Below are 9,901 nucleotides of genomic sequence, written 5' to 3' on the forward strand. Positions count from 1 at the left end.
AACGGCGCGTCACAGCATGCAGGACACGCAGCCCTCGACCTCGGTGCCCTCGAGCGCGAGCTGGCGGATCCGCGAATAGTACATGGTCTTGATGCCCTTGCGCCACGCGTAGATCTGGGCGCGGTTGATGTCACGCGTGGTGGCGGTGTCCTTGAAGAACAGCGTCAGCGACAGGCCCTGGTCCACGTGCTGGGTGGCCGCGGCGTACGTGTCGATGATCTTCTCGTAGCCGATCTCGTACGCGTCCTGGAAGTACTCCAGGTTCTCGTTGTCCATGAAGGGCGCCGGGTAGTAGACGCGGCCCAGCTTGCCCTCCTTGCGGATCTCGATGCGCGAGGCGATCGGGTGGATGGAGGACGTGGAGTTGTTGATGTAGGAGATGGAACCCGTGGGCGGCACGGCCTGCAGGTTCTGGTTGTACATCCCGTCCGCCATGACCTTCTCGCGCAGCCGCTTCCAGTCCTCGACCGTGGGCAGCGTGATCCCGGCCTGTGCGAACAGCTCCCGCACCCGCTGCGTGGCCGGCTCCCACGCGCGGTCGGTGTACTTGTCGAAGTACGTGCCGTTGGCGTAGTCGGACTTCTCGAAGCCCACGAAGGACTCCCCACGCTCCTTGGCGATCAGGTTGGACGCGCGGATGGCGTGGTAGGTCACCGCGTAGAAGTACATGTCGGTGAAGTCCACACCCTCCTCCGAGCCGTAGAAGATGTGCTCGTTGGCCAGGTAGCCGTGCAGGTTCATCTGCCCCAGACCCACCGCGTGGGACATCTGGTTGCCGCGCCGGATCGAGGGGACAGAGTCGATGTTGGACATGTCCGAGACCGCGGTCAGACCCCGGATGGCGGTCTCGATCGTGGCGCCGAAGTCCTCGGACTCCATGGCCATCGCGATGTTCATCGACCCCAGGTTGCAGGAGATGTCCTTGCCCACCTCGGCGTACGTGAGGTCCTCGTTGTACGTGGAGGGCTCGGAGACCTGCAGGATCTCGGAGCACAGGTTGGACATGATGATCTTGCCGTCGATCGGGTTGGCCCGGTTCACGGTGTCCTCGAACATGATGTACGGGTAGCCGGACTCGAACTGCACCTCCGCCACGGTCTGGAAGAACTCGCGGGCGTTGATCTTTCGCTTGGTGATGCGGGAGTCGTCCACCATCTCGTGGTACTTCTCGCTCACGTTCACGTCCGCGAAGGGCACGCCGTAGATGCGCTCCACGTCGTACGGGGAGAACAGGTACATGTCCTGGTTGTTCTTGGCCAGCTCGAACGTGATGTCCGGGATGACCACGCCCAGGGAGAGGGTCTTGATGCGGATCTTCTCGTCCGCGTTCTCCCGCTTGGTGTCCAGGAAGTTGAGGATGTCCGGGTGGTGCGCGTGCAGGTACACCGCACCGGCGCCCTGGCGAGCGCCCAGCTGGTTCGCGTAGGAGAAGGAGTCCTCGAGCAGCTTCATCACGGGGATCACGCCCGAGGACTGGTTCTCGATCATCTTGATCGGAGCACCCGACTCGCGCAGGTTGCTCAGCGCGAACGCCACACCACCGCCGCGCTTGGACAGCTGCAGCGCCGAGTTGATGTTCCGCCCGATCGACTCCATGTTGTCCTCGAAGCGCACCAGGAAGCACGAGACGAGCTCGCCGCGCTGCTTCTTGCCCGCGTTGAGGAACGTGGGCGTGGCCGGCTGGAAGCGCCCGGAGATGATCTCCGCCACGAGCCGCTCGGCCAGGGCCTCGTCCCCGTCCGCGAGGTACAGCGACACCATCACCACGCGGTCCTCGAACCGCTCCAGGTAGCGCTGACCGTCGAAGGTCTTCAGCGTGTAGGACGTGTAGAACTTGAACGCCCCCAGGAAGGTCTGGAAGCGGAACTTGTAGCCGTACGCCTGCTTGGACAGCTTCTTGACGAACTCGAAGCTGTACTTGTCCAGCACCTCGGCCTCGTAGTACTGGTGGTCCACCAGGTACTTGAGCTTCTCCTCGAGGTCGTGGAAGAACACGGTGTTCTTGTTGACGTGCTGCAGGAAGTACTGCCGCGCCGCCTGCCGGTCCGCCTCGAACTGGATGCGGCCCTCGGCGTCGTAGAGGTTCAGCAGGGCGTTGAGCTCGTGGTAGCCCAGACCCCGGTACTGCTCCGGGCAGGTGGGGTCCTCGTGGCCGGGCTCGACGCTCACTCCCGGGGTTGCGTGAATGCTTGCCAAAACTCTTCCAATCCTTGGGTGACTTTTTCGACGTCCTCGTCCGTGCCCATCAGCTCGAACTTGTAGAGCAGAGGGACCTGGCACTTGGCGGCCACCTTCTCCGCAGCCACGCAGAACAGCGGGCCGAAGTTGGTGTTGCCCGCACCGAGCACACCTGTGAGGTGCTGACGGGACGGGGCGTCGTTGAGGAACTTGACGACTTGCGGGGGAACGGACCCCGCTCCCCCGGGGCGTCCGTAGCTGGGCACTGCCAGCACGTACGGCTCCGTGATGCGGGGAGCAGGCTCAGAGGTCTTGAGGGGCAACCGGACGGATCGCACCGGAAGCTTGGCGATGAACCGGTCGGTGTTGCGTGTGACGGAGGAGAAGTACACCACCAGGGGTGCGTCCTCGTCCGCCACGATCGGAATGCGATGACGTTCCCGCTCCTGCGCCTGAGCGAGAACCGAGGCCAGTGCGCTCATGCCGGGTCACTTCGATTCTTCGGGGGTGTTGTGTGATGGTTCCGATACGGGGCATCGGCGGTGCCCCGGGGACCTGGCCCGGAGGCGCCGGCCCGGGAGGCCGACCGGTCCGGATTCGTCTCCGGTCCGGATTCGTCTCCGGTTCGGGTCTGTGCTCTCGGAGATGCTCTCCGCTCCGGGTGGGCCCGAAGTCGCCGCCGGCCGGGGAGACGGGCCACCCGGTGACCCTCCTCCGCGAGCGTTCTCCACCGGGAGCGTCGTTCGCAGGGGCCGGGGTTCGTGCCGGGGACGCCCCCTGATCCCGCCCGGTGCCCTGATCCCGCCCGGTCCTGCGCGGGTGGCGGAACCATGGTCTCCCGCGGCGCCGTGCGCTCAGGCGGAGAGCAGCAGAGCCAGGGAGTTGATCTTGTCCGGGCGGAAGCCGGACCAGTGGTCCGAGCCGGTCTCCACGACGGGCACCTGCTGGTAGCCCAGACCCACCACGTGGTCGTACGCGGCGGAGTCCTCGGTGACATCCACCACCGTGTAGTCGATGCCCTTCTTGGTGAGGGCGCGGTAGGTAGCGTTGCACTGGACGCACGACGGCTTGGAATACACGGTGATTGACATAGCCCATTCTCCTTGCGGGAAGTACCGATTTCTCCGGCGCTTCCGAAGCCTCGCGGTGGGTGACCGGGGCGGTGCGCCAGACGGTGGAACATCTGGATCAATACTACATCTAGTGTCGCGCGTGGGTAGGGCACCCAACATGATGTGGTCGCGTGTTCCACAGGGGCACCCGGGTTTTCCCCCGGCTTGTCCACAGGACACGAGCTCCGGGACCGCGTGATCACGCGGTCCCGGACCCCTGAGGTGTGGACAAGAGGTGTTCCGGAAGTCACCGAAAAACTTTCCGGGCAGGGTTGCGGAGGATGCGGGAGCAGCGCAAGGGACAGCGCGGGCGGTCCGGGCGCGACCCGGCACCTCGGCCCACGGTGCGTGGGCAGCCCGGTGGTCAGAGCAGTCCGGCGTCCCGGAGCTGGTCGGAGATGGAGGCGCCGTCGTTGGCCTCGATCCACAGGACGCCCTGGGGCACCGTGACCCGGTGCCGGTCGGTCACGCGCGCACCCGAGGCCAGGACGGCCTCCGTGGGCGACAGGTTGCGGATCACGATGGCCGCGACGGACTCCGGATAGCGCTGGGCGAAACCCGAGTAGATCTGCGGATCGTGCTGGCCGTCGTCCCCGATCAGGATCCACTTCACGTGTGGGAACCTCTCGACCAGGCGCTGCAGGTTCTGCACCTTGTGCTGGGAACCCGAGCGGAACCACCGGTCGGTGGTGGGCCCCCAGTCCGTGAGCAGGAGCGCCCCGGAGGGGTAGGCGTTGCGGGTGAGGAACCGGCGCAGCGTGGGTGCCACGTTCCACGCGCCCGTGGAGAGGTACAGGAACGGGGCGTGCGGGTGCCTGCGCCGCAGCCGGTCCATCATGGTGGACATCCCCGGGGTGGGGATGCGCGCGTGCTCGTTGGCCACGAAGGAGTTCCACGCGGCGAGCATGGGCCGCGGCAGGGCCGTGACCATCACCGTGTCGTCGACGTCGCACACCACGCCCAGGTGCTGCTGGTCCGAGACCACGGTGATCGTGGCCTCGGTGACGGTGGAGCCCTCGGCCTGCATGTAGATGGTGTGCACCCCGGGCGCCATGGAGACGTTGAGGTCCACGTCGATCACACCGCCTCTGTCCGCCACGAAGTGGAACTCGTGGTCCCCCAGCCACACGTTGACGTGGGCGAAGGCGTAGGGCACGGAGGAGAAGGAACGCCAGCCGCGGATGGACTCTGCGGCGTCGTCCGTCTCGTCCACGAGCGAGCGGGTCTTGAGCAGCACGCGACCCAGCGCGCGCACGTAGCGCGGACTGCCGTAGCCGTCGAAGGCGAGCATGGTGGGGATGTCCCCCCGCTGCACTGCCCGGCCCTGGCGCCACCGCTGCAGCTTCTGGTCGAAGCGGTAGCCGACGTTGATCGCTTCTTCCGTGACCTGGTCCACGGACGGCAGCAGGTCCCCGCCACCACTGTTCTTCGCCATGGCTCACAGTGTTCCACAGGCCCGGGCGTGTACTGTCGCGCGTTTGCGCGCTCACGCTCCGTGTCATGGTGTGCCTGCCTTTCGCAGGACTCTGCCGGGTGCGGCCGCCGCCCCGTTCCCCGGTCCGTGCTCGCGGAGCCGCCGGGCGTGGCCGGGGCCCTGCTCCCGTGGTGGGCGGGACGCGGCAGGCCGGGAACCCAGCAGCGTGCGGGGGTCCGGGAGGGTCTCCGGCCGGGAGAGGTCCCACGCCCGGGCGGCCTGGATGCCGATCCCCCGCGGCCCCGTGCGCCGGGTGTGGCCGTGGACCAGCAGCAGGGTCGGGGCGAAGAGCACCTCCCCGGACTCGGCCTGGGCCTCGTCGAAGAACGTGCAGTCCACGGCCCCGGAGCCGTCGTCCAGAGAGATGAACACCACGCGTCTGCCGCTGCGCATGGGCGGGGTCATGGTGGACACCCGCACCCCGGCCACCACCACCTCGCTGCCGCTGCGCAGTCCCAGCAGGTCCTCGGCGCGGGTGGCCCCGTAGGAGCGCATGAGCTCCGCGTGGGAGTCCATCAGGTGAGCGCTGACCTCGATGTCCATGGTCTCCATCTCCGCTCTCACCCTCTCCTGCGGGGACGGCTCCGGGAGCCGGGCCGGCAGGGAGGTCAGGTCCACGTCCCCCAGGGGAAGAGCCAGTTGACCCTCACCCGGTTGCGCTCCGCTCGCGGCTCCGCGCGCCACGGCCGGGCGGTCCGCCCGGTCCGTGAGGAACCGCACCATGTCCGTGCGCGAGGCACGGGCCCCGGCATCGCGCAGGAGGCTGTCGAGGGCCCCGGCGGTGGCCAGTCTCTGCAGGGTCCTGCGGGAGGGACGGGCCCGGGACCGGACCTCGGCGAGGCTCCCGTACGGCTGTCCTGCCAGGAGCCGCTCGACCTCGGCGGCACTGATGCCGGTGATGGCACCCAACGACATCCGGATCCCCCACGCCCCGTCCTGGGTGTGGGGGATTCCCGCGTCCAGGTCCCCGGAGGCCACGGTCCCGGGACGCGGGGTGACCGGCTCCACGCGGTGGCACTCCCCGCTGCGGTTGATGTCCGGGCCCAGGACGGGGATCCCCATGCGGCGGGCCTCCCCCACGAGCAGCCGCGCCGGGTACATGCCGGGATCGTGCTCCCAGACGCCCGCCATGAAGGCCTCCGGGTGGTGGGTCTTCAACCACGCCGACTGGTATGTGGGGACCGCGAAGGCCACTCCGTGGGCCTTGCAGAACCCGAAGCTGCCGAAGGCGTGGAGGATCTCCCACACCGTGTCGACCACCGCCGGGGAGTAGCCGCGAGCGCGTGCGCCGTCCCGGAACGCGGTTTCCACGGGGCCCTCGGAGGGGGAGCCGAGCAGTCGCCGCCAGACGTCCGCCTGTCCGAGTCCGCACCCGGTCATGCGGTCCATGATGCGCATGATCTGCTCGTGGTAGACGGCCACGCCGCGGGTTTCGGCGAGGATCTCCTCGAGGTCCGGGTGGGGGTAGACGGGGGTGGACCAGCCGTGCCGGGCGTTGAGGTAGGGGCGAACCATGTTGGCCTGCATGGGTCCGGGGCGGAAGAGGGAGATGTCCACGACGAGGTCGTTGAACTCCTCGGGTCCCATGGTCCCGATGAGCTCGCGCTGGCCCGGGGACTCGATCTGGAAGCACCCGAGGGTGTGGGTGGAGCTGATGAGACGGAAGGTGTCGGGGTCGTCCCGGGGCATGGTGTCGAGGTCCGGGGGTGGTTCGTGGGGGTGCAACCGGGTGATCTCGGCCACGGCGTGGGCCAGGGTGGACTGCATGCGCACGCCCAGGATGTCGAGTTTGATCAGCCCCATGGGGTCCATGTCGTGCTTGTCGTACTGGGACATGGGCAGTCCGATCCCGCTGGCCTGCACGGGGGTGCGCTCCAGCAGGGTGGTGTCCGAGAGGATCACCCCGCAGGGGTGCATGGAGATGTGGCGGGGCAGCCGGTCGAGGCGTTCGGTGAGGTCCACGAGCAGGTCCATCTGCCGGTTGTCCCTGAGCCGCTCCGCGAGGGGTGCCAGTTCGGGACGGCGGGAGATCTCCTCGCGCAGCGTGCCCCCGGGAACGCGCCACAGCTGGCCGGCCACGTGGTCCACGTCCTGGGCCCCGAGGCCGAGGGCGAGCCCGGCGTCGCGGACGGCCCCGCGGGAGCGGTAGGCGTTCTGCATGCTCATGAGGGTGACCCGGCGGGCTCCGAAGCGCTCGAAGATCCGCCGGTAGACGTCGTGGCGCCGCGCGCTCTCCATGTCGATGTCGATGTCCGGGAGGTTGGGGCGCAGCGGGGAGAGGAAGCGCTCGAAGACGAGGTCGTACTCGAGGGGGTCCGCCGGGGAGATCCCGAGCAGGTGCACCACCAGGGAGGAGACCCCGGAGCCGCGCGCGGCGTGGCGCACGTCCATGGCGCTCATCAGGTCCGAGACCTCTCCCACGGTGAGGAAGTACCCGGCGAAGCCCAGCCGGGAGATGACGTCCAGCTCGCGTTCGAGACGCCCCCGCAGGGACTCTCGGTTGAGCCCGGGGACGGTGCGGTCCCAGTCCTCGCCGCCGTGCAGCCGGGCGAGACCGGCGTAGCAGCGCCGGGCGAGTTCGCGGTCCGGGTCCCCCCGCAGCCCGAGGACGGAGGCCTCGGGGATCACGGGCCTGCCCACCCCCAGGTCCTCCTGGAGGTCCAGGGCGCAGCGCTGCGCCAGGTGGTGGGTGTCCGCGAGCAGTCCCGCGGGCCCGGTGGCCCCCTGGTCCGCGGCGCTCGTGATCTCGTGGGCCAGGCGCGCCATCCGGTCACCGTCCTTGAGCCAGCCCTGGCCGTTGGGCTGCAGCACGCCGCGCTCCGCCCCGGCGAGCTCGTCGAGGGACATCAGCGTGCGGGCGGCGTCGAGGACGTCCGCGGTCACGGCCTGCCCCGGGTGGGCGTAGCGCACGGCGTTGCTGAGCACCACGGGCACTCCCGCCTGGTGCCCGATCTCGTACATGCGCACGGCGTGACCCGTGCTCAGCGGCGCGCCCTGGGGTGCCAGGTGGGTGGTGGTCTCCACCACAAGGGCCCCGGGAGGCACTCGTGCCTGCCAGCGGGACAGCGCGTTCCGGGCGGCCCGGTAGTGCCGACGGGCCAGCAGTCTGCCCACGTCCGAGTCCGGCCCCACGAGCACCACGAGTCCCGGTTCCCCGCCACGGGCGGCGCGGTGCACGTGACGGGCGATCTGCTCGGGGGTGAGCCCCACGGGGTGCGCCGCGCTGCGGTCGTGGGCGCGGTGCGCGGCCGAGACCAGCCGGCACAGGGCGGCGTACCCGGCCCCGCCGTTGTGGCCCGTGGCGAGCACGACCACGCGTCCGACCACCCGGGGCGTGACGGGGCGACGCCGCCCGGGCCCCGTCCCGGACGACGGGGCCACCCGGCGGGATGCGCTCCGTCCTCGGGACGCGGTGTCCCGCCGGGGCGCACCCCCTCCGGGGGACGCTCCGCGTGCAGTTCCGGGGCCGCGGACGCCCTGCCCCTCCGAGGACCGTGGCGGCGTGGCCCCCAGCAGCGCGAGGTCCACCCCCAGCACGGGGGTGATGCCGTGGGCCCGGCAGGCCAGCACGTGCTTGACCGCACCGTAGAGGCCGTCCCGGTCCGTGCAGGCCAGGATCTGGGCGTCCTGCCCGGCCGCCGTCTCCGCGAGCTCCTCGGGACGCGCCACACCGTAGTGCGCGCTGAAGGCCGAGGCCACGTGAAGGTGAGGGAACCACATGCCCATATTCGAAACTTTGTTCGAATGTTTGTCAACCACCACAGACCCTTGCGGGGCTCCCACCGCCCGGTGCTGCACGGGGGTCTCAGCAGCTGACACGGAGCAGTCCCCACCGGCCCGTGGACTGGTCCCGGGTGAGTTCGAAGGTGCGCGCCACGGCGGCGCCGGCCTCCACGGCCTGGACCCGCCAGCGCTCCCGGTCCACCGCACTGGTGGGGCTCTCGCGCGGGACGCGATCCGCCAGATCCCACCAGTTGCAGCGTTCGTACCAGTGGATCACGGGCTGCAGCACGCGCTGACCGCGGCCACGGTAGAACAGCTCACACGGATTCCCGGAGGAGTCGCAGTGCACCGAGAACTCCCCCGTGGCATCCGGCACGACGGCCTCCCCCGCACCCTCGGCCCTCGCGTCCACGAGGGTTCCGCCGATCACGGGGACCGCCTCCCACGGGTCCTCGTGGCGCTCGATCTCCACCGCGTCCAGCACCGTCATGATGGCTCACCTTCCCCAGGTATTCGAAACTTTATTCGACTCCTGAGACGGTGCCAAGGCCGTCCGACACGCATAAGCGACCGGCCCCGTCGGGGAACGGTGCGGGTGGCCTGAGCATCCCCGGCGCGGCGAGCGCGGCGCCCAGGACGCCCGACTCTCCTACCCCGGGTTCTGCCCCACCGCCGCGAACACGGCCCCGGTGGCCCGCACGAGGTCCTCCGGCGCCAGCCCCACATCGAAACCACGTCGGCCGCCGGAGACGTACACGCGCTCCAGACGACGTGCGCTCTCGTCCACGACCGTGGGCAGCGTGGTGCGCTGCCCGAGTGGGCTCACCCCGCCGAGCACGTAGCCGCTCAGCCGCTGCACGTCCCCGGGGTCTGCGAGGTGCGCCTTCTTGGCACCCAGCGCCGCGGCGACCGCCTTGAGGTCCGCCCGCGCGGAGACCGGCACCACGCACACCCCGAAGCCACCGTGGTCCAGGGCCACCACCAGGGTCTTGAAGACGCTCTCCGGGGGCAGTCCCAGGGCCTGTGCCGCCTCGTCCCCGTAGGACTCCGCCCGGGGGTCGTGCTCGTAGGGCAGTGCCTCGAACGGGATTCCCGCCGCCTCCAGGGCCCGGGTGGCCGGGGTGGCCGGTGCCGAGTGCTTCTTGGCCGCCATGAGATGTCCTCTCCGTCTCGTCCGCACCCTCCCGGACCGCGCCTCCGCCGGCGGGGCCGTTCCAGGGGCCCGGCCCGGGCCCGCATCCCGGTTCCCGTACGGCGGCGCGCCCGGTTGGGTACTGTGGTGTCACGCCCGCACCGCGGGAGGTGCAGGGCTCTGGTTCCTCGAGCCTACGACCTCCCGGCGCGCGGTCCCCTTCCACCGCAGCACCACCACACCGCAGCACCACCGCCCGGCAGTCACAGCTCCATCCGATTC

General features: G+C 69.7%; 7 protein-coding genes. All 7 read right to left on the reverse strand.

Annotation, left to right across the window (positions count from 1 at the left end; translation table 11 throughout):
* Nucleotides 1-9: 9 nt before the first annotated feature.
* Complete coding sequence (gene nrdE / locus QL985_RS03885) at nt 10-2,169, reverse strand: class 1b ribonucleoside-diphosphate reductase subunit alpha (protein WP_059281238.1); 2,160 nt, start codon at nt 2,167-2,169, stop codon at nt 10-12.
* Nucleotides 2,166-2,660: a class Ib ribonucleoside-diphosphate reductase assembly flavoprotein NrdI gene (gene nrdI / locus QL985_RS03890; RefSeq protein ID WP_223110383.1), complete on the reverse strand. Its 495-nt coding sequence runs from the start codon at nt 2,658-2,660 to the stop codon at nt 2,166-2,168. The genes nrdE and nrdI overlap by 4 nt, the downstream gene beginning before the upstream one ends.
* Before the next feature lie 372 nt (nt 2,661-3,032).
* Nucleotides 3,033-3,269: a glutaredoxin-like protein NrdH gene (gene nrdH / locus QL985_RS03895; protein WP_019309058.1), complete on the reverse strand. Its 237-nt coding sequence runs from the start codon at nt 3,267-3,269 to the stop codon at nt 3,033-3,035.
* A gap of 385 nt (nt 3,270-3,654) precedes the next feature.
* Nucleotides 3,655-4,725: a phosphatase domain-containing protein gene (locus QL985_RS03900; protein WP_059281237.1), complete on the reverse strand. Its 1,071-nt coding sequence runs from the start codon at nt 4,723-4,725 to the stop codon at nt 3,655-3,657.
* Between the two features lie 63 nt (nt 4,726-4,788).
* Nucleotides 4,789-8,484, reverse strand: coding sequence for a DNA polymerase III subunit alpha (gene dnaE, locus QL985_RS03905; RefSeq protein ID WP_059281260.1), 3,696 nt, complete (start codon nt 8,482-8,484; stop codon nt 4,789-4,791).
* 85 nt (nt 8,485-8,569) lie between these two features.
* The gene (locus tag QL985_RS03910; RefSeq protein WP_059281236.1) at nt 8,570-8,977 is read right to left on the reverse strand and encodes a DUF6504 family protein; all 408 of its coding nucleotides are present in this window, start codon (nt 8,975-8,977) and stop codon (nt 8,570-8,572) included.
* Between the two features lie 159 nt (nt 8,978-9,136).
* Entirely contained in the window at nt 9,137-9,640 is a 504-nt protein-coding gene (gene ybaK / locus QL985_RS03915; RefSeq protein WP_059281235.1) for a Cys-tRNA(Pro) deacylase, read from the reverse strand.
* Nucleotides 9,641-9,901 lie beyond the last annotated feature (261 nt).

It is taken from the genome of Kocuria sp. APC 4018 (genome assembly GCF_030407675.1).
Taxonomy (GTDB): Bacteria; Actinomycetota; Actinomycetes; order Actinomycetales; family Micrococcaceae; genus Kocuria; species Kocuria rhizophila.